We start from the raw sequence: 23,741 nt of genomic DNA, 5'->3' as shown, positions 1-23,741 counted from the left end.
CCGTGTCGCGGCTATCGACAATCCGACCGGGGCGATGCCAGAATAGGTCACCCGCGCAACGGCGGGGTCCATTGAGGAGATCGACGATGCCACGCCGCACCGCCACGCTGTCCCCGATGTGCTTGTCCTGCGCTCGCCCCGCCCTCGCGACGGTACCGCCCCACGCAAGGGCAAGGACTCCGAAACGTCTGTCCCGGCACTGGTGGCAAACCGCCGCCGCCGCGATACTGTTCGGTGCGAGCGGCATCGCATTCGCGCAGACGCCGGTGTGCTTCGACAGCCTTGGTCGTTCACTTCCTCCCGAGCAATGCTCGCAAGCCGCACGCGATCAGGCTGCCGCCCAGGCCAGCGCGGCCGGCGCAGCCTCCCCCTCGCTTCGCGACGAATGCCGCGCCCTCGCCGACAAGATTGCCAACACGCCGGACAAGCCGGTGTACACGCGCAAGAAGCGCGTCGATTCGCCCGAGGGCAATCGCGTCGACATTCCTACACGCACAAACCCGCGCAAGGCGCTCAAGGAAGAATACATGCGCAAGTGCACGTAGGCGGACTCCTACAAGTTAGCCGACGTTAGCAACAAGTTAGCGGAACTTAATGCGTGCTTTTCTTGACAATACCGACAGAGACCGCATAATCGTCGTCATGCCGATGCGCCGCGCCTGGATCTCGTTACCGTGCAATATCGCGAGATACCGGCGCGACGGGCCGCACGCAGTACGTGCCTGAATGCGAAGTCGGGAACGTCGTCGCAATCACATCGGATGCCGAAACATTGCCCTTGTTATCCGCTTCACTGCCGCGATGCGAGGCCTTTCGGGGTCTTCCGGCGGCACGACGTTTTATCCGCATCCATGCCGCCCTGCCCTGCGGGGCGGTACACGCTACCCGGAGGGAGAAAATGCAAAAACGCGAATTCCTGATGAAGACTTCCGTCGCCGTTGCCGCTGCGGCTTTCGCACTGGCCGGCTGCACCACGACCACGCCGTCGCAAGCCGACAAGGGCGGCAGCGCGCCGGGCGCCAACGCGAACAAGCGTCGCGAGATCGACGCGGCCGTCAACGGTGCGCTCGACAAGATGTATGCGTCGGTGCAGGGCTCGCGCGAGCTCGTGAACAAGGCCCGCGGCGTGCTGGTGTTCCCGTCGGTGTTGCAAGCCGGCTTCGTCGTGGGCGGCGAATATGGCGAAGGCGCGCTGCGTGTGGGCGGCGCGACCAAGGGCTACTACAACACCGTGACGGCGTCGTTCGGCCTGCAGATCGGTGCGCAGTCGAAGGCCGTGATCTTCCTGTTCATGACGCAGGACGCCCTCGACAAATTCCAGCGCACCGATGGCTGGACGGCCGGCGCGGACGCCTCGGTCGCCCTGGTCAAGATCGGCGCGAACGGCGCTGTCGATCTGAATACGGCCACGTCTCCGGTGGAAGTGATCGTCATGACCAATGCCGGTCTGATGGCCAACCTGAACGTGGAAGGCACGAAGGTCACCAAGCTCAACATCTGACCGACAGGCGCCGGGCGATGCGCCGGCGCGTCTCCAAAGGAAAAGCGGCGCCACCTTTTGCGGGTGGCGCCGCTTTGACTTTCCGCTTCGGTCAAGCTTGCGCTTATTCGGTCGTGAACGCGGCCGGCCGCCACTTCAGCAAACGGCGCTCGAGCGATGTAAGCAGATAGTCCGCGCCCAGCGCCACCACCGCGAGCACGATCATCGCCGCGAATACGCCGCTGGCATTGAAAGCCCCCTGCGCGGTCGAGATGAGCAGACCGATACCCTGCTTCGATCCGAGGAATTCACCGACGACGGCACCCACGAGCGCGAAGCCGAAGCTCACGTGGAGGCTCGCGAGAATCCACGACAGGGCCGACGGAATCACCACCGACATCGTGACCTGACGACGCGAGGCCCCCAGGATCTGCGCATTCGCGATCATGTAACGATCCGCTTCGCGCACGCCCTGGAAGGCGTTGGCGAACACCACGAAGAACACCATGACCACCGCCAGCGCAACCTTCGAGGCCATGCCCAGGCCGAAGGCAATCACGAAGATCGAACCGAGCACCACGCGCGGGATCGAGTTCGCGATCTGGATGTAGAGGCTGAACACGTCCGAGAGCAGCTTGTTGCGTCCGAGCACGATGCCGCAAATGACCCCGGCAATCCCCCCGATAAAGAAGCCGAGCACCGTCTCCTCGAGCGTGACGAGCACCTGCGTCCAGAGCGGCCCCTGCGAGGTCCCTTCCACGCACCAGTCATAGATCTGCTGCACGATCAGCGTCGGCTGCGAGAAGAAAAACGGGTCGATCCAGCCCACGCGCGCGGCCAGCTCCCAACCGCCGAGCCCGATCACCAGAATCGCCACGCGCAGGAAAATCACCAGCGCGCGACGTTGTTTGATGCGACGTTGCGCCGCGGCTTCCTCGCGTGCGAGATCGGCGTCGCCCAATCCTGCCAGCACGGCCTGTTCACTCATGTTCATGCCCTCCTCCTGACGGCAAAGGCACGCGCTGCAACTCCCGGCAACGCGGCCCGTCGATTCACTGATGCGACCCCGTGGGCCGCGAAAACTCGTTCATCCGGTCTCGTTCAACCGATCTTCACTTCTTCACGCAGGTCGGCCCAGATCTCGCGCGAAATCTCGATGAAGCGCTGTTCGTAGCGAATCTCGGACATCACGCGCGGGCGCGGCAAGTCGATCGTGTAGACGTTCTTCAAGGTGGCTGGGCGCGCCGTGAGCACAAACACCCGATCGGCCAGCGCAATGGCTTCCTCCAGATCGTGCGTCACGAACACCACCGAGCCCGAGGTCGACGACCACAGTTGCAGCAGTTCGTCCTGCATGAGCGTGCGCGTCTGCATGTCGAGAGCGGAGAACGGTTCGTCCATCAACAGAATCTCGGGGTTGTTGATGAACGTCTGCGCCAGCGCGACACGTTTGCGCATGCCGCCCGAGAGCTGATGCGGATAGTGGCTGCCGAACTTGTCGAGCCCCACGCGCTTGATCCATTCGTCGGCCTGGGCGTAGGCGGCATCCTTGGACTGGCCCCGAAAGAGCGGGCCCGCCGCCACGTTCTCGCGCACGCTGCGCCACGGGAAGACGGCGTCGTTCTGGAACACAAAGCCGATGCGCGGATCGATACCGTTGACCGGCTGCCCCATCACTTGCACGCTGCCCGCGGTCGGGCGCAGCAGGCCGGTGATCATCGACAGCGTGGTCGACTTGCCGCAGCCGGTCGGGCCGACGATCGCGACGAATTCGCCGCGCGCGACCGACATGCTGAAGTTGCGCAGCGCGACGGTGGCCTTGCCGTCCGGCGAGATGAAGCGGCACGACACGTTGTCGAATTCGATGGCGGGCGTGTCGCGCGAGACGGCGCTCGCCGCGCGGGTCGGCGCCGTGGGGGTAATGGTCTGGGTCATGCCCGGCTCCTCAGTTACGTCGAAGGGCAAACGGTGTCGTTGCGGTTTTTTCAGGGTGAGCTCGCCCGCACACCGGACAGTCGTCGGGTGCGGGCGGCTCGGTTGGCGCGGCGGCCGAGGGGACCGCGTGCGCCGGTACTACGAGGTCAAAAGGTGACGCGAGGCGGCGGGCGCCTTACTTCGCCTGGTCGACGAACGCGTTGGTGTACGTCTTCGACAGGTCGATGTGCTTGCCCTTGACGTTCGGATTGAACGCGGAGAGCACCTTGAGCACGGTCTCGGGACCGCCCTTCGGCATGCGCCCGTCAGGCGAGTACATCGGCAGCGAGTTCTGCAGGGCCTGCAGATAGAGGTCCTTGTTCTTGCCGTAGTAGTCCTTGGGCATCTTCTCGGCGATCTCGGCGGCCGAGTGGGTCTGGATGAACTTGAGCGTCTTCACGAATGCCCGGGCGAGCTTCGCGGCCTCGGCCTTGTGCGTGTCGGCCCATGCGCGCTGCACGTACAGGCTCGACGCCGGGTAAGCGCCGCCGAGGGCGGCGACCGTGCCTTCCATCGTGCGCATGTCCACGAGCACGGAGGCATCGCCCGTCTTGATCAGTTGCGACGCGGTCGGCTCGGTGGTCATGCCCGCGTCGATCCGGTTCTGCTTCATCGCGGCGATGAACGTATTGTCCGCGCCCACCGGCAGCACCGAGTACTGGGCCGACGTGATGCCGTGCTTGGCGGCGAGGTACTGCGTAAGGAAGTTGGTCGACGAACCAAGGCCGGTCACGCCCAGGGTCTTGCCCTTCACATCGGCCATGCTCTTGATGGTGTCGCGGCTCTTCGCGTTGACCAGCTCGACTTCACCGGGCACCTGGCCGAACACCACGATGGCCTCGATTTCCTTGCCCTTGCTCTGCAAGTCGATGGAGTGATCGTAGAAGCCGACCACCGCCTGCACGGCACCGGCGAGCAGTTCGTTCTCGGCGTCGACCCCGGCCGGCTGCGAGAGCAGCTCGACGTTCAGGCCTTCGTCCTTGAAGTAGCCCAGTTGCTCGGCAAGCTTGGCCGGCAGATAGATCATCTTGGTGATGCCGCCCACCATGATCGTGATCTTGCCGTTGTCGGCGGCGAACCCCGGCGCGGCGGCCATCGCCAGCGACGCGCCGACCATGGCGGCCAGAAGGGGTTTCACAAAGGCTTTCGGCGCACGCACGCCAAGGCTTGCTCGCATTGTGGTGTCTCCATCGTTTTAGGGATAATGGCTCGGGCGACGATGTCGGCGCCGGCCGGCCTCGCGTCGTTCGGTTGCGGGCCAGGGCAGCGGCTCTCCATATCGATTCCTCTACCCTGGAGCCGATTGTAGAAAACGGAAGCTTTCATCAAGCTTTCGTCCCATGCAGGTTTTCGGGCGAGATGGATGGGTGTTTACCCGCTGTTGGCTTGCGTCGGCTGCGCGGGCACACTCGCCGTCGCGTCGTGCTGCCCCCGGGTTCGCCACGCCCTGTACGCGCGTCGTCCGCGCGTTGTAGGTATCACGCCCTTGCCGTCATGAAACTGCTGCTGATCGAAGACAACGACACCCTCGCCCACTGGCTCGCGCGCATGTTGCGCGACGACAACTTCACTGTCGACGCCGCGCGCGACGGCGACGCGGCCGATCGCCTGCTGCAGACCGAGACATACGACGTGGTGCTGCTCGATCTCATGCTGCCCAAACTCGGCGGCAAGCACGTATTGCGGCGGCTGCGCGAACGCCGCAACAACGTGCCGGTCATCATTCTGACGGCCAGCGGCTCCGTCGACGAGAAAGTCGACTGCCTGGGCGCGGGCGCCGACGACTACCTCGTCAAGCCCTTCGAGGTGCGCGAACTGATTGCCCGCGTGAAGGCACTCGCGCGGCGGCACGCCCCCGAGCAGAGTGCCGACCTCGTGTGCGCTGACCTCGCTTATCACTCGGGCACGCGCCAGTTTACGATCGCGGGCGCGCCGCTCGCGCTGCCGTCGCGCGAACATGCCGTGCTGGAGATTCTCATGCGCAAGCAGGGCAAGACGGTCGCGAAGAGCGCGCTGGTCGACGGCGTGTTCGGGCTGGACGACGAACCGAGCGCCGACGCCATCGAGATCTACATCCACCGGCTGCGCAAGAAGCTCGAGACGAGCCGTGCGGCGATCATGACCCTGCGCGGCCTGGGTTACCTGTTGCGCGAAAAAGATGCTTAGCCTGCGCGTGCGGCTGCTGATGTGGCTGATGCTGCCACTGTCGCTGTATATCGGCGCGAGCGCGTGGCTGGCCTATCGAAGCGCGCGCGATACCGCCGAGCTCGTGCAGGATCGTGCGCTGCTGACGTCGGCGCAGGTCATCGCGGGCCAGCTCACTTGGGTGGACGGCGCACTTCGCGCCACAGTTCCACCCTCGGCGCTGGAGTTGTTCGCGTCGCCCGCGCGCGACCGGGTGTTCTACCAGGTAATCACGGAGACCGGCCAGCTGCTCGCCGGCCCACCGGGTTTTCCGCACCCGCCGCTCTTTCCACAAGCGGGGCCCGCCTATTCGAACATCATGGTCGATGGCGAGGCGCTTCGCGCCATCAGCTTCGTACGCACCATGTACGACTCGGGCAAACCTCACCGCGTGGCGGTCGTGGTCGCGGAGACGATGCGCGCGCACGACGAGATGGTCGCGCAATTGTGGGAGCCGTCGCTGCATCGTCAGATCGCGATGGCTGCGCTCGCCGCCCTGTTGGTGCTAATCGGACTTACCGTCGAGCTGCACCCGCTCATTCGCCTGAAGGACGAAGTCGCCGGGCGCGCGCCGCAGGAGCTGGTCCCGATTCGCGCCGGTCAGTTGCAGACCGAATTGCGCCCCATCGTCGACGCCATCAATCTGTGCATCCAGCGACTCTCAGCCCAGGCCCAGCAGCAGCGTCGCTTCGTAGCCGACGCGGCACACCAGCTTCGCACGCCGCTCACCCTGCTCGACACGCAACTGCAATTCGCCGCGCAACTGGACGACCGCACCGCACTGGCCGACGTGCTGGCTGCCATGCAGACGAGCAGTCGCGGACTGAACGACCTGACCAACAAGTTGCTGCTGCTGTCTCAGGCCGAGGCGGCCGACACGCCCGCATTCTCCCGTTCGCGGATCGACCTCGTCGGCGTGGCGGCCGGCGTGCTCGAGGAGCTGGTGGCGCTTGCCCAGCGGCGCGGCATCGACCTGGGGCTGGAAACTTCGGAGACCCACGTCTGGGTCATGGGTAACGGCGAGCTGTTTCATGCGATGGTCATGAATCTTGTCGACAATGCGATCCGCTATATCCACGAGGGCGGGCGCGTGACCGTCGCCATCGACCGCCAGGACGGCACGGCAAGGCTGCGCGTGATCGACGACGGACCGGGTATCCAGGCCGAGGCGCGCCAACGCGTGTTCGAGCGCTTCTACCGCAACGCCCCTCCCGGGCAGCCCGGTACCGGACTCGGGCTGGCGATCGTCAAGGAAATCGTGGCCGCGAGTCACGGTTCGGTGACGCTGGCGCCCGGTGACGACGGGGTGGGCCTGGTCGTGACCGTGACGCTTCCCGTGGATTCGGACACCGAAAGCAACGCGCTGTAGGCAACGTCACGCGAAGTCCCTGACCGATGGTGCGCGTGGTATACCCGCGTGCGTGCCTGAAAGAAAATCGCAATCGTATGAAGCTGCAATAAAAATTAAGGCGTTACAATCATTTAGCCGTGAGATGTCGTTTGAAACATACGATCGACTGGATGCGCTAGGACAAACCCTGATATATTCGGGGCCTTCGCGAAATCCTCCTCACGCAAGCAAAAACTTCTTGATCCAAATCAAATAGTTAGGCTTCGCTGTCAACCATGCGGTTGCCCACCGCGTGTATTTGTGACGAAATGTAAAGTTTGTTAAATTGAAATGGGTCTCGCCGCGTGGGTTGCGGCACGGGACTTTTTCTCTCAGGGATTTGCCTTCATGTCGTATCTCGTCGATCCTGCCGTTCAGGCTGCGAGACGTCGCGCGTCGTCACCGGACGATGCGATGCACGCGCGCGCCGCCGCCCCGGCTTCGGATCAGCCCGCCGCCTGTGACACGGCGCTGCCGGCAGAGACCGCCTCGCGAGCCGCGCGGGCGGTGGCGGCGCGACCGATGTCGCAAGCCGTTGCGCGAAAGATCGACGCCGCTCGCGAAACCGAGCGTGCGCGTCTGGCGCAGGAGATGCACGACGGGCTCGGCGCCCATCTCACGGCACTGCAGTTGGTGGTTTCGCGCCTCGCGATGCACGCGCCGGCGGACGCCGCCGAGTGGCAATCCCTCTGTACCCAGATTCAGACAGCGGCGAGCGCCGCGCAGAATGCCGCGGACGAGCTCGTCGGCCGCCATCGCCCGCCCGCGCTGGAAGCCGGCCTCGTGATGGCGCTGCGCGCATGGGTGCGCGGCTTCGGCGAGCAAAGCGGACTTGCCTGCATCTGGCGTTGCGACGACGTGACGCGCGAGCGCGTGGCACATCTCAACGCCGACGCGATGCTGGCCCTGTACCGCATTGCGCAGGAAGCCCTGGCCAACGTCGCCCGGCATGCGCGCGCTTCGCGCGTGGTCGTGGCGCTCGACAGCAGCCATCGTTCACTCAAACTCACGATTTCCGACGACGGTTGCGGCCTGGCCCGCGGCGCGCGTCGCAAGCAGGGACATTTCGGACTTGTTGGCATGCGCGAGCGCTGCACGGCGCTCGGCGGCACACTTCGTATCGGTCATGGCAATGGCAGTGCTCAAGGATCGGGGACGCTCGTCTGTGCGCGGCTGCCCTGGCACCAGATTCTGTCGTCCCCGGCGGCCGCACTCGCCTCCGGCCCCCGAGCCCCGGAATCACTTGCTCTTCACGGATACGCATCATGACGCTTAGAGTGCTCATCGTCGACGACCACGCCATCGTGCGTCAGGGCGTGCGGCAATTGCTCACCGATAGCGGGAGCATCGCCGTGATCGGCGAAGCCGATTGCGGCGCGGAAGCGCTGGAGATGACCGACGCGGCGCAGTGGGACATCGTCCTGCTCGACATTTCGCTGCCCGACACGAACGGTCTCGAGATTCTCAAGACGCTTCGTCGCAAGCATCCCCGTCTGCCGATCATGATCTTCAGCATGTACGGCGAGGGCCAGTTCGCGCTGCGCGCCCTGAAGGCTGGCGCCGCCGGCTACCTGAGCAAACGCTCGAACGCCCAGCAACTGGTCTCGGCCGTGCGCCAGGTCGCGTCGGGCCGCAAGTACGTGAGCCCGATGGTCGCCGAGACGCTCGCCGACTATCTGGGCCCCGACGCCGACCAGCCGCCGCACGAACGCCTGTCGGACCGCGAATACCAGACGCTGTGCATGATCGGCTCGGGCAAGCGCCTCACCGACATCGCCAACGCGCTCTCGCTGTCGGTGAAGACGGTGAGCGTGTATCGCACGAGGCTGCTGGAGAAGATGCGCCTGAACAACAACGCCGAACTCACGTATTACGTGATGCAACACGGTCTGGTCAGCGCCGAAATGGGCCCGGTCGGCGTGTGATGCTCATCGGCCGGTAGACGGTCCGACACCCCCGGACTAAGTACTCACTCCGTGGCCCGCGACAGCGGGCCACGGTCTTTTTCGTGGGTCCGATTGCGCCATTGCGAATTCTTTTTCGCGGCGCCCGGAAAAAATTCGGTTCCCCGCCGAATCCTGCGCCTGACGGCGAAATCGCCGCCGCACGTCGTCCCGCTTTTGCCGCTCCTGCGCCCGTCAGCGCCTTACAGGACTTGAAAAGGCGGCAGATTGCCCCTTTCCTCGGCAGATCGATCGCCGAGGAAATTTATAGACTGTTGCATTAGTGTTTTTCCGACATCGACGGGGTCAGTCGATGCGGGTCGGTGAAGCATTTTGCAAAACCACCCTAAATTTTCCCAACGGGCGTCCGATATCCCCTACAACGGCGGCTTTCGGCGATTGGCTGGTGAGCCAAAGTTACGGCGCTTAAGCCGGAGCCAAAAAATCTTTGGGAAAGGAGTTGCTAAATGGCATCCGTCATCAATACCAATATCTTCTCGCTGGTTGCTCAACGCAACCTCAGCACCTCGCAGGGCAGCCTGCAAACCTCGATCACGCGTCTGTCGTCGGGCCTGCGCATCAACAGCGCCGCCGACGATGCCGCCGGTCTGGCCATTACCGACCGCATGACCGCCCAGGTCAACGGTCTGACGCAAGCCCAGCGCAATGCCAACGACGGCATCTCGCTGGTGCAGACGGCTGCCGGCGCCCTGTCGTCGATCACCGACAACCTGCAACGCATCCGCACGCTGGCCGTTCAGGCCACCAACGCCACGAACTCGGATTCGGACCGCGCCGCCCTGGACCAGGAAGTCCAGCAGCGTCTGGCTGAAATCAACCGCACGGCGTCGCAAACCCAGTTCAACGGTCTGTCGGTGCTCAACGGCACGATGGGCGTGGCGAACTTCCAGGTTGGCGCCAACGCCGGCCAGACCATCTCGGTCAACCTGACGCAAAGCATGACGACGTCGAGCATCGGCGCCGTGGCAACCGCCAACTCGACGACGAACCCGCTGTCGTTCACGGTCGCCGCCGGCGCCCTGACGATTCAGGACGGCACCGGCACGGCACAGAGCGTTGCCGCCGGCACGTACAACAACGCCAACGATCTGGCCGCCGCCATCAACACGGCAGGTGCGAAGGCTGGCTTCACCGCCAACATCGCTTCGGTCAACTCGTCGGGCCAACTGGTGATCGCCAACACCGACCCGGCTGCCGCACTGACCGTCGGCGGCGCCGACCAGGCCACCCTGGGCCTGCCGGCCACCATCGCCGCAGGCGGCGCAGCTGTCACGTCGACCGGTGTGGCCTCGCAGTTCCAGACCACCCTGTCGACCGGCGACCTGACCTTCACGGTCAACGGCGTTGCCCACGACATCACCGGCACGTTCAAGAACTCGTCGGATCTGGCCACGGCCATCAACTCGGCGAACATCGGCATCAACGCGTTCATCGACTCGACCGGCGCGATGCACATCAGCTCGGGCCAGGCGTTCGCGATCTCGTCGACCAGCACCGCCACGCCGCCTACCCTGACGCAGCTCGGCCTGACCGCCGGCACGTACACGACGTCGGGCAGCCTGGCCACGGCCGACGTGCTGAGCGTGAACAACGCCACGAAGATGCTCTCGCAGATCGACGCGGCCATCACGACGGTTGACTCGTTCAACGCAACGCTGGGTGCAACGCAAAACCGCTTCCAGTCGACGATCTCGAGCCTGTCGACCACGACGCAAAACCTGACGCAAGCGCGTTCGGGCGTGCAAGACACGGACTACGCAGCGGAAACGGCCAACCTGACCCGCTCGCAGATCCTGCAACAAGCCGGTATCTCGATGCTGTCGCAAGCCAACCAGCTGCCGCAGCAAGTGCTCAAGCTCCTCCAGTAATACCGGAGAGCGGCACTGAAGTGAAACCGCACGCGCGAGCGTGCGGTCCGCCGGCGGCGTCACTGCAATACGCGGTGCCGCCGCCTTAAGCTTTACAGACCGGCCTGTTGCGGCACGTCGGCAAGGAAGCCCGAGTTCAACAAAGCGAGAGCAGAAAACATGGCAACTTCAACGTCTTCGACTGGCAGCATCTCCTCCCCCGGTATCGGTTCGGGGCTGGACGTCAACGCCCTTGTCACGAGCTTGATGCAGCCGGCGAACAACAAGCTCACGCTGCTGAAGAACCAGGAGTCCAGCTACCAGACCAAGCTCTCCGCGCTCGGTCAGCTTCAATCCTCGCTGTCCGCGTTCCAGGCGTCGTTGCTGACCCTGTCGAGCGCCTCGCAGTATCTGCAAATGTCGGCCAACGTCGCTGACAACACGATTCTCACCGCGTCGAGTTCCACCGGCGCGGCGGCCGGCGCCTACAGCGTCAATGTCTCGCAACTGGCGCAGGCGCAAAGCCTGTCGACGAGCGGGGTGGCCAACCAGACGAGCGCCATCGGTTCGGGCACTGCAACCAAACTGACGTTTTCGTTCGGCACGATCACGGGTGGCACGCTCACCAATGGCACCTATTCGGGCGCGGGGTTCACTGCCAACGCGTCGCAAACGCCGGTGACCATCACCATCGACAGCAGCAACAACTCGCTGCAGGGCATCCGCGACGCGATCAACGCGTCCGGCGCGCCGGTCAATGCGACGATCGTCAATGACGGTAGCGGCACTCCGTATCGCCTCGTGCTGACGTCCAAGACTACGGGCGAGAACATGAGCATGAACATCTCCGCGGCCGCCGGTGGCGACGCGACGATCACGAACATGCTCACCTACGACGCGACGGGCACGCAGAACCTCACGCAAACGGCGGCGGCACAGAATGCCAAGCTCACCGTCAACGGCCTGGCCATCACCAGCGCCACGAACAATGTGCAGAATTCGGTGCAGGGCCTGTCGCTGTCGCTCATCAAGACAGGTACCACCACGGTCACCCTGTCCAACAATTCCAGCGCGGTCACCAGCGCGGTCCAGAGCTTCGTCACGGCGTACAACACGCTGCAAAGCACCATGACCACGCTCACCAAGTACGACCCGACGGGTCAGGCCACGGGGGCGCTGATCGGCGACTCGACGGTGACCCTGGTGCAAACGCAGCTGCAGAACATCCTGAACGGACGCCTCCCGGGCGTGCAAAGCACGGGCCTCTCGTCGCTCGCGCAGATCGGCGTGAACTTCCAGACCGACGGCACGCTCGCGCTCGATACCTCGGCGCTGAACAAGGCGATGTCGACGGGCACCGGCTTTCAGCAACTCGCATCGCTGCTCGCCACGAACGGCATCAGTTCCGACAGTCTGATCACGTACAACAGCTCGTCGACCAAGACCCAGCCGGGTAACTACGCGGTGAACATCACGCAGATCGCCACGCAGGGCACGGCGACCGGCTCCGTGACGCTCCCCGCCAGCACCACCATCACGGCGGCGAACAATCAGTTGAACATCCTGCTCGACGGCAACAACGCGAGCATTGTCATTCCGAACGGCACCTACACGGCGGACCAGCTCGCCACGGCCATTCAGTCGGCCATCAATGGCAACAGCGTATTCTCGGGTGCCGGCTCCGGTGTGAGCGTGGCGCAGAAGAACGGCATTCTCACGATCACGTCGAATCGCTACGGCTCGGCTTCGCGCGTGCAGGTCACGGGCGGCTCGGCGTATGCCGGCGTGTTCGGCGCCAATACGCTCACGACGGGCGTCGACGTGCAAGGGACCATCGGCGGCCTGTCGGCCGTGGGCAGCGGCCAGACCCTCACGGGCGGCGCGGGTACGGCAGTGGACGGCCTGAAGCTGACAATCGGCGGTTCGAATACGGGCAGCCGTGGTACGGTGTCGTTCTCGCAAGGCTACGCGTCGCTGCTGAACAACCAGGTCACCGACTTCCTCAGCACGAAGGGCGCGATCTCGTCCGCCACGAGCAGCCTGAACGCCACGATCAAGCAGATCCAGCAGCAGGAATCGGATTGGCAGGATCAGATGACGCAGATGCAGAACCGCTATCTAGCGCAGTTCACCGCGCTTGACGCCACGATGGCCAAGCTGCAGAACACGAGCGACTACCTCAAGCAGGTGCTGGGCGGTTCGTCCTCGTCGTCTTCGTCCTCGAAGTAATCGGAGCCAGCGCGCAACGCTCGACGTCCACGCGCTTCGGAGAAAGTCATGTACGGTCAAAACGCCGCCAATGCCTATCGCAAGGTCGGTCTCGAAACAGGGGTGGTCGCCGCCAGCCCGCATCAGCTCATCGTGATGCTGTTCGACGGCGCCAAGGCAGCGCTCACCAAGGCCCGCGTTCATTTCGAGGACGGTCGCATCGCCGATCGCGGCCAGGCGATCTCCAAGGCCATTGGCATCATCGGCGGGTTGCGCGACGGCCTGAACATGGAAGTCGGCGGGGAACTGTCCCGTAACCTGCGCGATCTCTACGACTACATGAGTCAGCGTCTGCTCGAGGCGAATCTAGAGAACGACGTTGCCAAGGTACGGGAAGTCGATACCCTGCTCGAAACGATTGCCTCGGCCTGGCGCGAGATTGCCCCGGCCACCGGCACGGGTGTCCCCGCCGCACAGGCGGGCACCGGAGTGCGCTATGAATGAAGCCACGACTTTGCTGAACTGCTACGAAAGTATTGCCGGCCTCACCGAGCGCATGCTCGGCGTGGCGCGCGACGGCGACTGGGACGCGCTCATCGATCTCGAGACGCAGTACCGTGCGCAAGTGGATTCGATCAAGCAAATCGACGCCGCTCTGCCGCTCACTGAAGACGAGCGCGCGCGCAAGCACGCGATCATCCGGCGCATTCTGGCCGACGATGCCGCCATTCGGGATCTCGTGGTGCCGCGTCTCGCGCACCTCGATGCGATGATCCACAGCACGCGCCGTCAACGTGCCCTGCACGAAGTCTACGGCCTGAACCTGGGTGCCTGACCCGCATCCGATGCGCCGCGTCGCGGCGACATCGGCGGCGCGTCACGACGCTCGCACTTCGGAGTAACGCATGGCCGGTCTCGACTCGGTTCTGGCCACGACACTCGCACGGCGGCTCGACTCGCTGCTCGGCCTCGGCCAGGGCGGGGCGTCGACGAACGCGCCCAGCGCCATTGCCGGCACGCAGCCGACCGGCGACGCCACCTCGGCCCTCGGCGACCTCGCCGCCAAGGCCTCACCCACGGCCGTCGGTCTGGGCAACACACCGTCGCAGGCCGCCGCCCGGCTGCCCACGCCGGTCCAGCAAGCGACGCTTTCCGCCGCCGCCCGCACCATCGACACGATCCTGCGTCTCGCCCCCGACTCGCCCGGTCCCGTGCAGGCCAGTTCGCCGGTGTGGCCGGCCGCCCCCGGCACGGGCGCGCCCGCGCTGGCGCCGCTGCTCGCCTCGGCATTGAAGGAAGCGCTGTCCGCCAGCGGACTTTTCTACGAATCGCATCTGGCGCAATGGGCCTCGGGCAGCCGCTCGTTCGAGCAGTTGCAGGCCGAGCCGCAACTACGCTGGCCGGCGTCGGCCAATCTTGCCGCGCAGTTGCGCGCCGCGGGGGCCGACGCCACGCTGCCCGGCCCCGGCCCGCTCACCCGTTTGCTGGGACCCGCGGGGGCGGAAGCGTCGCTCGCGACCGGCTGGCCGACGCTCAGCGCGGCCGGCCTGCCCGGCGCAACGCCGCCGGCGCCGGTGCAGGCGGGCGTGCCCGGCCAACCCACGCCCGGCAATACCGCCGACGGCGGATTGAACGCGAGCGCGAATCTCCCGAACACCGCCACGGCGCTGGCCCATGCGGCCAGCGTGGCGCACGCCACGACCGCCGTGTTGCCGAGCGGTCACGACCTCGCCGCCGTGCCCTCGGCCGACGGCGGTGCCGCCACGGCCAATCCCGCCGTCGGACAACCCCATGGACCGGCGGGCGCAATCGCCGCCGTGGTCAATACCCCGGCCGAGAGCGTGACGCTCGTGCGCCAGCAGCTCGACATGCTCGTCAATCCGCAGTTTCAATGGAACGGCATGGCGTGGCCCGGCGCACCGATGGAGTGGCAGGTCGAGGAGCGTGCCGGACAAGGCACCCCCGGCGAGGCGGCGGCCCCATCGAGCTGGCACACGCACTTGCGGCTCTCGCTGCCGTCGCTCGGCACCGTCGACGTTACGCTTGGCCTGTCCGGCCAGCAGTTGCAGGCACGCGTGCTGACCGATTCCACGGCATCGGCGGATGTGCTCTCGCACGAGGGTGAGGCGCTGCGCCAGCGGCTCGCGGCCGTCGGTCTCATCGCGAGTCAGTTGTCGTTCGGAGCGATGGACGGCAAGGTGGACGACACACTCGGCGGCGGACCGACAGGCGCCGCGAGCGGTTCGAGTGCGCCCGTCGGGTCGTCTGCACCCCTGGACGCCGACGTCGTCACCTCCCCGACGAGCGAAGGCCGGACGTCGCCTCCCGCACAAGGATCGGATGACACGCGGGCAGGCGGTTCGCCGACGGGAGGTAACGCATGACGCTACCGCCCGAGCGCCGCACCGCCGTTGCGCTTGCCTACGGCGCCAAAGACACCGCGCCGCGCGTCGTGGCCAAGGGCTACGGTCTGCTGGCCGACACCATCGTGCGTACGGCGCGAGAGCATGGACTGTACGTGCACGAGTCGCCGGAACTCGTGAGCCTGCTGATGCAGGTCGATCTCGACCAGCGCATTCCGGCACAGCTCTACCAGGCGGTGGCGGAACTGCTGGCCTGGCTGTACAAGCTCGAAGCGGGCCGGGGCGGCAAGCCGCCGCCACTGCCCCCGGGAGTGCTGCCGCCCGAAGCGCTCCCCGAAGCACCGCCTGAAGCCGCTGACGCGCCGACGGCCCCGCCTGCCGGGCCCGAAGCGGCGGCCTGACTTCCGCGGGCGCCAGACTGCCTTCGCACGGCTCGATCTCACCACGACGCCAAGCCGTTCCCACAATAAAAAAGCCCCGCCTGACGACGGGGCTTATTCATTCACGGCATTCACCTCATGCCCGTTGCATACGCTATGCCTCCGCCAATGTCAGCGGCGACGCACGCCCGCAACGGCCCACGGCATCACACCTGCATGTTCATCACGGTGGTGTAGGCCGAAACCAGCTTGTTGCGCACCTGCAGGCTCATCTGGAAGCCGATGTTCGCCTTTTGCAGATCGACCATCACGTCATTGAGCGCCACGCCCGGCTCGCCCATTTCGAACGCCCGGGCTTGCGCCTCGGCGCCGTTCTGCGATGCGGACACGCGCTTGAGCGACGCTTCGAGCTCGGACGCGAAGCCGCCCGTCTTCGACGCCGACGCCGCGCCGGCGTTCGACGTACCCATGATCGAGCCCGCCGCTTGCGACGCCACGCCGCCCAGCTTCTGCAGTACCGATTCGATCCCCGGAATAGCCATATTGCCTGTCCTCGATTGGCCCGGCGGCACGCGACATCGCGCGGCGCTGGCCGGTTTGCCTCTTGTTCGCCTATGGATAGCCTTTTATCAGCTAGGTCGGAGCTTAGCACCGGTCGGCAAGCCCCCAACACCTTAATTAACGGCAAAACACCCGCCTAATCCACAGAACGATTCCACATTCGCCAACGAATAATCAGGACCATCGGCATCGTGCGCGCCAGAGACCGGATCCTTTCCGCTCCTTGGCTCCCCAGGACCTGAGCGCCGTGCCAAGCGTACCCCCGGAGAATCCTGTCGCATGTTAGTGAGCACTTCCACCGCGATGAACGTCATGACAATGCCGCTGGCGTGGAGCCGCGCATGAATGCCGCCACGCAGCCGGCCGACGTTGCCGCCAAACCCCCTCTGCTGGCGCAGTTGCGTTCGCGTGAACGCCTGCCCCTGCTCATCGGGGGTGCGGCGCTCATCGCGTTGCTGATCGCCGTTTTCCTATGGAGCCGTGCGCCCGATTACAAGGTGCTGTACAGCAACCTGAGCGACCGTGACGGCGGCGCGATCATCACGTCGCTCCAGCAAATGAACGTGCCGTACAAGTTCGCCGAGGGCGGCGGTGCCATTCTGGTGCCCGCCGAACAGGTGCACGACGTTCGGCTGCGCCTGGCTTCCCAGGGCCTGCCCAAGGGCGGTCTGGTCGGTTTCGAACTGATGGACAACCAGAAGTTCGGCATCAGCCAGTTCGCGGAGCAGGTCAATTACCAGCGCGCGCTCGAAGGCGAACTTGCCCGCTCGGTCGAGTCGCTCTCAGCCGTGCAGGCCGCGCGCGTGCACCTGGCGATCCCCAAGCCGTCGGTCTTCGTGCGCGAGCAGCAGAAGCCGAGCGCCTCGGTGCTCGTCACGCTTTACCCGGGCCGCGTCCTCGACGACGCCCAGGTCAGCGCCGTCGTTCACATGGTCGCGTCGAGCGTGCCGGAACTGCCGGTCAAGAACGTCACCGTGCTCGATCAGAATGGCAACCTGCTCTCCGCGCAAAGCGGCAATGCGCTGGGTCTGGACGCGAGCCAGCTCAAGTACGTGCGCGAGCTAGAGCAGTCGTACGCCCGCCGCATCGAAGCCATCCTGAACCCGATCGTTGGCCCGGGCAACGTGCATGCCCAGGTCACGGCAGATGTGGACTTCAACCAGGTCGAGCAAACGTCCGAGAACTACAAGCCAAACTCCGGTGAGCAGGCGGTGCGCAGCCAGCAAAGCAGCGAAGCCTCGCAGATCGGCATCACGCCGCCGGGCGGCGTGCCGGGTGCGCTGTCGAACCAGCCGCCGGGCCAGGCCACCGCACCGATCACGCAGCAGCAGCAACAATTCGCCCAGCAGGGCGCGAACCCGGCGAGCGCCGCCAGCGCGCCGCAGGGGCCGCGCAGCGATCGCAAGGACGCCACGGTCAACTACGAGGTCGATCGCACGATTCGCCACGTACAGCAGGCCACGGGCGGACTCAAGCGCCTGTCGGCCGCCGTGGTGGTGAACTATCGTCCGGGCACCGATGCCAAGGGTAAGGCCGCCATGGTCGCGCTCACGCAGGCGCAGCTCGACCAGATCCAGAATCTGTCGAAGGAAGCCATCGGCTTCTCCGCCCAGCGCGGCGACACGCTCAACATCGTGAACAGCCCGTTCACCGTGGAAGAGGATCCGGAAGCCAACCTGCCGTGGTGGCGCCAGCGCCAGAACATCGAGCTGGCCAAACAGGTCGGCAAGTGGGCGCTGATCGGGCTGATCGGCATCTATCTGTGGTTCGGCGTGGTGCGCCCGGCCATCCGCAAGCACCTCACCCCGCCGCCGCCGGCCGAGCCCTCGCTCGCCGGTGCGGGTGGCGCGGCTGCGGAAGGCGCCGAGGGCGAGAGCGCCGACGGCACGCCCGGCAAGTCGGGCGAACTCAGCGCGTACGAGCGCAACTTGCAGTATGCGCGCCAGGTCGCGCGACAGGATCCGAAGATCGTGGCAACGGTAGTCAAATCATGGGTGGGTGGTGGCGATGAGCGCGGCTGAGGGACTCCAACGCAGCGCCATCCTGCTGATGTCGCTGGGTGAAGACGAAGCGGCGGAGGTCTTCAAGTACCTCGCGCCGCGCGAGGTGCAAAAGCTCGGCGCGGCCATGGCCTCGCTGCGGCAGGTCACGCGCGACCAGATCGCCGACGTGCTCCAGGACTTCGTGCTCGAAGCCGAACAGCACTCCGCCCTCTCGCTCGACTCGTCGGAATATATCCGCTCGGTGCTCAACAAGGCACTGGGCAACGACAAGGCCGCCGGCCTCATTGAGCGCATTCTGCAAGGTGGCGACACCAGCGGCATCGAAGGCCTCAAGTGGATGGACTCCAATGCCGTGGCCGAGCTGATCCGTCACGAGCATCCGCAGATCATCGCCACGATCCTGGTGCATCTCGACCGCGACCAGGCGTCGGAAGTGCTCGCGCTTTTCACGGAACGCCTGCGCAACGACGTGGTGCTGCGTATCGCCACGCTCGACGGCATTCAGCCGGCCGCCCTGCGCGAGCTCAACGATGTGCTCACCAAGCTGCTCTCGGGCAGCGAAAACATCAAGCGCAGCCCGATGGGCGGCGTGCGCACCGCCGCGGAAATCCTCAACTATCTGGGCGGGGTACACGAAGAGTCGGTCATCGAAGCCGTGCGCAACTACGACTCGGACCTCGCGGCGAAGATCGTCGAAGAGATGTTCGTGTTCGAGAACCTGCTCGACGTGGAAGACCGCAGCATCCAGGTGCTGCTCAAGGAAATCGAGTCCGAGTCGCTCATCATCGCGCTCAAGGGCGCGCCGGCCGAGCTGCGCGAGAAGTTCTTCAAGAACATGTCCGCGCGAGCGGCCGAACTGCTGCGCGAAGACCTCGAGTCGCGCGGTCCGGTGCGTGTCTCGGAAGTCGAAGCCGAGCAGAAGAAGGTGCTGCAGGTCGTGCGGCGTCTGGCCGACCAAGGCGCCATCATGATCGGCGGCCGCGGCGACGACGCCTACGTATAACTGAACGGGGCCCGCGCGCATGTCGACCATCATTCCGAAAGAACGCCTCTCCGCCTGGCAACGCTGGGAGATGGCGTCGTTCGATCCGCCGCCGCCCCCGCCCCCGCCCCAACCCGAACCGCCGCGGCCGCTCGACGATCCGGCGCTGGCCGCCCAGATCGCCGCCTGGCGCGAGGAGGCTCGCGCCGAGGGTCATGCACAAGGGTACGCGGCAGGCCACGCCGAAGGCTATGCCGCCGGTCAGGCCGCCGGTCAGCACGAAATCGACACCCGCGCGGCGCAACTCGCCGACATCGCCCATGGTTTCGGCAACGCGGTGAATGCCATCGACCGGGAAGTCGCCGAGCCGCTGCTTGGGCTGGCGCTCGACATTGCGCGCCAGGCGCTGCGCCAGACGCTCGCGGTGCGTCCGGAAACGTTGCTGCCCATCGTGCGCGAACTGCTCGCCAACGATCCGCTGACCGGCTCGCCGCGTCTGTGGCTCAACCCGGAAGATGTGGCGCTCGTCGAGGACCACGTAGGCGCGGAATTGCAGGCCGCCGGCTGGACCGTGCGCGCCGACCCGGCCATCGAGCGCGGCGGCTGCAAGGCGGAAGCGGCCAGCGGCGAAGTCGACGCCACCGTTGCCACCCGCTGGCAGCGCGTGATGGCCGCCCTCGGCAAGGATCTGCCATGGTGAACGCCGAGCTCACCCCGCTCACCGCCCATGCGCCGGTGCTGGCAAGCACAGAGAACACGCATGGCGAGGCACCGGCTGCATCGCCCGAGCCGGTGCCGGCGAACGACGGCACGACGCCTTCGGTGCGACTGTGGGATGAGATCGACACACCGGCCTCGCCCGTGCAGGCCGGTGCGCTGCAACCCGAAGATCACGACGACGTCACGGCCGAGCCCGCGCCGCGCCCTGCCGCACAGGTCACCGGGGAAGCGGACGGACCGACCGATGCCGACGCGCCCGCGCCGAAGCCAGCCGTTCACGCCCTGAACGCCCGCGAGATCGCGCGCGACGCGCATCTGCGCCGCTGGCAGAACACCCTGCGCGAGCGCATCGCGCACGTGCACGCCGTGGAACCCACGCGCCGCTGCGGCCGGCTCACCCGCGCCGCGGGTCTCGTGCTCGAAGCCGTCGGCCTGCGCCTGCCCGTGGGCGCCGGCTGCCTGATCGAGCTGCCGGTGCACGACGCATCGCGCGAACCGGCGACCGCCGAAGCCGAAGTGGTCGGATTCGGCGGCGATCGCCTCTTTCTCATGCCGCAAACGGAAGTCTCCGGCCTGCTGCCCGGCGCCCGCGTGTTCCCCATGGAACCGGCCGCCGACGGCCCGCTGCCGAGCCAGCGCCACAACGGCAAACGACTGCCCGTGGGCCAGGCGCTGCTCGGCCGCGTGGTCGATGCCGCCGGACGCCCGCTCGACGATTTCGGCCCGCTCGGCATGACCGACAGCGCGTCGCTCGCCTCGGTGCCGATCAACCCGCTCGGCCGAGCGCCCATCGAGTCGGTGCTCGACGTCGGCGTGCGCGCGATCAATGCCCTGCTCACCGTGGGACGGGGCCAGCGCATGGGGCTCTTCGCGGGTTCGGGGGTCGGCAAGAGCGTGTTGCTCGGCATGATGGCCCGCTTTACGCAAGCGGAGGTCATCGTCGTCGGCCTGATCGGCGAGCGCGGCCGCGAAGTGAAGGACTTCATCGAGAACATTCTCGGGCCGGACGGTCTGGCGCGTTCGGTCGTGGTGGCGGCACCGGCCGACGTCTCGCCGTTGCTGCGCCTGCAAGGCGCGGCTTATGCCACCACGCTGGCCGAGTACTTCCGCGATCAGGGCAAAGACGTGTTGCTGATCATGGATTCGCTCACCCGTTATGCCATGGCGCAGCGCGAGATCGCGCTGGCCATCGGCGAGCCGCCCGCCACCAAAGGGTATCCGCCTTCCGTGTTCGCCAAGCTGCCCGCGCTCGTGGAGCGCGCCGGCAATGGCCCGGACGGCGGCGGCTCGATCACGGCGTTCTACACCGTGCTTACCGAGGGCGACGATCAGCAGGATCCGATCGCCGACTCGGCCCGCGCCATTCTCGACGGCCATATCGTGCTCTCGCGCCAATTGGCGGAATCGGGCCATTACCCCGCCATCGACATCGAACAGTCGATCAGCCGGGCGATGGCCGCGCTCATCGACGACAACCAGTTCGACACGGTGCGCCGTTTCAAGCAGATGCTCTCGCGCTACCAGCGCAACCGCGACCTCATCAATGTCGGCGCGTACGCGCCGGGCAGCGACCCGATGCTCGATCAGGCCATCGAGCTCTATCCCCGTCTCGAAGGCTTCCTGCAGCAGGGAATGCGCGAGCGGGCCAGTTATCCGGACGCCGTGCAGCAGTTGCGCGGCCTGTTCCACTGATCGGAGGCGGCCATGAATTCCACCCTGCCCCTCAAGTTGCTCATCGAACTCGCCCAGAAGGACGTGGACGAAGCCGCACGCCTGCTCGGCGAGCGTCAGACGCAGCGGGCCGAGGTCGAGCGTCAGCTCGACGCCTTGCGCCAATATCGCCACGAATACCGCACGCGCATGCAGACGGCGACGGTTCAAGGCATGGCGGGACACGACTGGCGCAACTTCCAGCAATTCATCGACACGCTCGACACGGCCATCGGACAGCAGGCCATGCTGCTCGAGCAAGCCGAGGAGCGTCTCGCGGCCGCACGCCGGGAATGGCAAGCGCAACAGCGCCGCCTGAATTCCTTCGGCACGCTCGCCACGCGCGAAGAAGCCCGCACGGCGCTGCGTGTCGCGCGTCGCGAACAGAAGGAAAACGACGAGTACGCCGCGCGCAGCCTGCGACGCCGCGCCGAATCCCCGATTTGAAGGACCGAACCGACATGTCGATGCTGAGCTTCCTGACCGACGCCGCCGGCGCCACCCAAGCCGCCAGGGCCAATCGCACCGGGGCGTCGAACGCCGACGATGGCAGTGTGCTGCCCTTCTCCACCGTGCTCTCGCAGCAGACGCGCCAAACCGCAGCACCGGCGGCAAGCAACACTGCGCAGGCCGCGTCCTCGAACAACACCGGCAGCACGAAGTCTGCCGACAACGCGGCCAACGGCAACGCTTCGGCGAGCCAGGCCGGGCAGACGGCGCAAAACAATCAAACGAGCGCTTCGAATGCTTCGTCCAAGGCGACGAAGGCAACGACGACCGACACCGACAAAGACGAGAACGCCGACGACGAAGCGCAGGCCACCGCAGCACCCGGCGACCCGGCAGCCGCCCTGGCCGTCGCCCTTGCCGCAATGAACGGCGCACCGCTTGCGCCACCGCAAGCGCCCACGCCCGCCGCCACGGCGGGCGCGGACACCGCCGATGCCAAACCGGGCAAGGGTGCCGCCATTGCGGCCGCCGCGAACGGCGCCCTCCAAGCGAGCGGCGCCGCCCAACTGGCCGCCCAACCGCCGGTCGGCGCCGACGCGAACGGCACGAAAGCGGCCACGGCCGCAGGCCAGACGCCGGCGACCGGTACCGTCACGCCAGCTGCCACGCCGGCGAACCAGACCGGCGGCCTGTCGCTCGACGCCCTGGCAAAGAACGCCACGACGGCGCAGCCGACCGCCGTGCAGCAACCGGCCGCGGCCGAGGCCAAGTCGACGTCGCCGACGGGCGCAGACGCCCAGCGCATGGTCGATGCCATGACGCAAGCCCAAGGCAATCGCGACGCCGCTGCCCAGGCGAACACCGCCACCCAGGCGATTCAGGCCGCCGCACAGGCCGCGCAGGCGTCAACGCCCGTCGTGGATGCCCAGCCGCAGCTTCAGGCCCAGGCCAATCTGCCCGCGGCGCTCGCGTTGAACGCGCGCGTGGGCACGCAGGACTGGAACAACCAGCTCTCGCAACAGGTCGTGTGGCTTTCGTCCGCGCATGCGCAGACCGCGCAACTGAGCCTGAACCCGCCCGATCTCGGCCCGCTCCACGTAGTGCTGAACGTGGCGAACGATTCGGCACAGGCGATGTTCGTGTCGCAGCACGCCGCCGTGCGCGATGCGGTGCAGGCCGCGCTGCCGCAACTGCGCGAAAGCCTCGCCAACAATGGCATCGCCCTGGGCAATACCACCGTGAGCAGCGACAGCGCGCAGCAGCAAGCCTTCGCGCAGCAGGGCGCCAACGGCAATGGCAATGGCAGCGGGAACGGTAGCGGGAACGGAAACGCGCGCGGCACGGGCGGCTTCGGCCCGGCCGACGACGGACCGGTTGCCACCGCGGTCAATGTGCCGGTGCGCGCCGTCAACGGTCTCGTCGACACGTTCGCCTGACGGGGCCTGACCTTCGCGACTGGCGTACGGCTCGGCGACATCCGGCAGCGGCGGGGCCGCCCGGACAGGCGCGACGGTGCGCCGCAGCG

General features: G+C 66.3%; 22 protein-coding genes. 18 read left to right on the top strand and 4 right to left on the bottom strand.

The annotated features are described in order from the left end of the window. The first annotated feature begins 86 nt into the window (after window positions 1-86). Both PMO31116_RS17730 and PMO31116_RS17725 read left to right on the top strand, forming a co-directional pair. Window positions 87-545, top strand: a complete 459-nt coding sequence (locus tag PMO31116_RS17730) for a hypothetical protein (protein ID WP_150567877.1) — start codon at window positions 87-89, stop codon at window positions 543-545. Between the two features lie 353 nt (window positions 546-898). Next, window positions 899-1,501 (top strand): BPSL1445 family SYLF domain-containing lipoprotein, encoded by a 603-nt coding sequence (locus tag PMO31116_RS17725; RefSeq protein ID WP_150567876.1) that lies wholly within the window; start codon window positions 899-901, stop codon window positions 1,499-1,501. A gap of 103 nt (window positions 1,502-1,604) precedes the next feature. Here PMO31116_RS17725 and PMO31116_RS17720 read toward each other — a convergent pair whose 3' ends face one another. The 3 genes from PMO31116_RS17720 to PMO31116_RS17710 all read right to left on the bottom strand — a co-directional run bounded on the left by PMO31116_RS17720 (window position 1,605) and on the right by PMO31116_RS17710 (window position 4,571). Further along, window positions 1,605-2,474, bottom strand: a complete 870-nt coding sequence (locus tag PMO31116_RS17720; RefSeq protein ID WP_023598400.1) for an ABC transporter permease — start codon at window positions 2,472-2,474, stop codon at window positions 1,605-1,607. Between the two features lie 107 nt (window positions 2,475-2,581). After that, the gene (locus PMO31116_RS17715) at window positions 2,582-3,415 is read right to left on the bottom strand and encodes an ABC transporter ATP-binding protein (RefSeq protein ID WP_150567875.1); all 834 of its coding nucleotides are present in this window, start codon (window positions 3,413-3,415) and stop codon (window positions 2,582-2,584) included. 175 nt (window positions 3,416-3,590) lie between these two features. Then, window positions 3,591-4,571, bottom strand: coding sequence for an ABC transporter substrate-binding protein (locus PMO31116_RS17710; RefSeq protein ID WP_425494809.1), 981 nt, complete (start codon window positions 4,569-4,571; stop codon window positions 3,591-3,593). A 377-nt stretch (window positions 4,572-4,948) separates the two neighbouring features. On the opposite strand from PMO31116_RS17710, the gene PMO31116_RS17705 reads away from it, so the two are divergent. From PMO31116_RS17705 to PMO31116_RS17660, 10 genes are all read left to right on the top strand, one after another. Beyond that, window positions 4,949-5,620, top strand: a complete 672-nt coding sequence (locus tag PMO31116_RS17705) for a response regulator (protein WP_150567873.1) — start codon at window positions 4,949-4,951, stop codon at window positions 5,618-5,620. Continuing rightward, a complete protein-coding gene (locus PMO31116_RS17700) occupies window positions 5,613-7,007 on the top strand; it encodes a sensor histidine kinase (RefSeq protein ID WP_246185355.1) in 1,395 nt (464 codons plus the stop codon). The genes PMO31116_RS17705 and PMO31116_RS17700 overlap by 8 nt, the downstream gene beginning before the upstream one ends. 369 nt (window positions 7,008-7,376) lie before the next feature. Continuing rightward, window positions 7,377-8,297 (top strand): sensor histidine kinase, encoded by a 921-nt coding sequence (locus PMO31116_RS17695; protein ID WP_174971430.1) that lies wholly within the window; start codon window positions 7,377-7,379, stop codon window positions 8,295-8,297. Beyond that, window positions 8,294-8,953 carry a response regulator gene (locus PMO31116_RS17690; protein ID WP_023598394.1) on the top strand — a complete coding sequence of 220 codons (660 nt, stop codon included), beginning with the start codon at window positions 8,294-8,296 and terminating at the stop codon, window positions 8,951-8,953. Before PMO31116_RS17695 ends, PMO31116_RS17690 begins: the two co-directional genes overlap by 4 nt. A gap of 485 nt (window positions 8,954-9,438) precedes the next feature. Then, the gene (locus PMO31116_RS17685; protein ID WP_150567871.1) at window positions 9,439-10,860 is read left to right on the top strand and encodes a flagellin N-terminal helical domain-containing protein; all 1,422 of its coding nucleotides are present in this window, start codon (window positions 9,439-9,441) and stop codon (window positions 10,858-10,860) included. Window positions 10,861-11,019: 159 nt separating this feature from the next. Then, on the top strand, window positions 11,020-13,068 hold the full coding sequence (fliD, locus tag PMO31116_RS17680) for a flagellar filament capping protein FliD (RefSeq protein ID WP_150567870.1): 2,049 nt from the start codon (window positions 11,020-11,022) through the stop codon (window positions 13,066-13,068). Between the two features lie 48 nt (window positions 13,069-13,116). Further along, window positions 13,117-13,551 (top strand): flagellar export chaperone FliS, encoded by a 435-nt coding sequence (gene fliS, locus PMO31116_RS17675; protein ID WP_150567869.1) that lies wholly within the window; start codon window positions 13,117-13,119, stop codon window positions 13,549-13,551. Continuing rightward, window positions 13,544-13,882 carry a flagellar protein FliT gene (locus PMO31116_RS17670; RefSeq protein WP_150567868.1) on the top strand — a complete coding sequence of 113 codons (339 nt, stop codon included), beginning with the start codon at window positions 13,544-13,546 and terminating at the stop codon, window positions 13,880-13,882. Before fliS ends, PMO31116_RS17670 begins: the two co-directional genes overlap by 8 nt. 70 nt (window positions 13,883-13,952) lie before the next feature. Then, on the top strand, window positions 13,953-15,431 hold the full coding sequence (gene fliK / locus PMO31116_RS17665; RefSeq protein ID WP_150567867.1) for a flagellar hook-length control protein FliK: 1,479 nt from the start codon (window positions 13,953-13,955) through the stop codon (window positions 15,429-15,431). After that, window positions 15,428-15,811 carry an EscU/YscU/HrcU family type III secretion system export apparatus switch protein gene (locus PMO31116_RS17660; RefSeq protein WP_150567866.1) on the top strand — a complete coding sequence of 128 codons (384 nt, stop codon included), beginning with the start codon at window positions 15,428-15,430 and terminating at the stop codon, window positions 15,809-15,811. Before fliK ends, PMO31116_RS17660 begins: the two co-directional genes overlap by 4 nt. A gap of 185 nt (window positions 15,812-15,996) precedes the next feature. Here the strand turns inward: PMO31116_RS17660 and fliE are convergent, their stop codons facing one another. Then, entirely contained in the window at window positions 15,997-16,332 is a 336-nt protein-coding gene (gene fliE / locus PMO31116_RS17655; RefSeq protein ID WP_023598387.1) for a flagellar hook-basal body complex protein FliE, read from the bottom strand. A gap of 360 nt (window positions 16,333-16,692) precedes the next feature. Here fliE and fliF point away from each other — a divergent pair, with 360 nt between their 5' ends. Genes fliF through PMO31116_RS17625 form a run of 6 tightly spaced genes read left to right on the top strand, consistent with a single transcriptional unit; the run spans window position 16,693 to window position 23,652 of the window. Further along, window positions 16,693-18,372, top strand: coding sequence for a flagellar basal-body MS-ring/collar protein FliF (fliF, locus tag PMO31116_RS17650; protein WP_150567865.1), 1,680 nt, complete (start codon window positions 16,693-16,695; stop codon window positions 18,370-18,372). Next, a complete protein-coding gene (gene fliG / locus PMO31116_RS17645; RefSeq protein ID WP_145864833.1) occupies window positions 18,359-19,357 on the top strand; it encodes a flagellar motor switch protein FliG in 999 nt (332 codons plus the stop codon). The genes fliF and fliG overlap by 14 nt, the downstream gene beginning before the upstream one ends. A gap of 19 nt (window positions 19,358-19,376) precedes the next feature. After that, window positions 19,377-20,036 (top strand): flagellar assembly protein FliH, encoded by a 660-nt coding sequence (gene fliH / locus PMO31116_RS17640; protein ID WP_150567864.1) that lies wholly within the window; start codon window positions 19,377-19,379, stop codon window positions 20,034-20,036. Then, window positions 20,030-21,748, top strand: coding sequence for a flagellar protein export ATPase FliI (fliI, locus tag PMO31116_RS17635; protein WP_246185354.1), 1,719 nt, complete (start codon window positions 20,030-20,032; stop codon window positions 21,746-21,748). Before fliH ends, fliI begins: the two co-directional genes overlap by 7 nt. Before the next feature lie 12 nt (window positions 21,749-21,760). Beyond that, window positions 21,761-22,213, top strand: coding sequence for a flagellar export protein FliJ (gene fliJ, locus PMO31116_RS17630; protein WP_023598382.1), 453 nt, complete (start codon window positions 21,761-21,763; stop codon window positions 22,211-22,213). A gap of 14 nt (window positions 22,214-22,227) precedes the next feature. Continuing rightward, window positions 22,228-23,652: a flagellar hook-length control protein FliK gene (locus tag PMO31116_RS17625; protein ID WP_150567863.1), complete on the top strand. Its 1,425-nt coding sequence runs from the start codon at window positions 22,228-22,230 to the stop codon at window positions 23,650-23,652. Window positions 23,653-23,741: the final 89 nt, after the last annotated feature.

Origin of the sequence: Pandoraea morbifera, from assembly GCF_902459575.1 — a bacterium.
In the GTDB taxonomy this organism is placed as follows: Bacteria; Pseudomonadota; Gammaproteobacteria; order Burkholderiales; family Burkholderiaceae; genus Pandoraea; species Pandoraea morbifera.
This window is presented reverse-complemented; position numbering and strand designations above follow the sequence as displayed.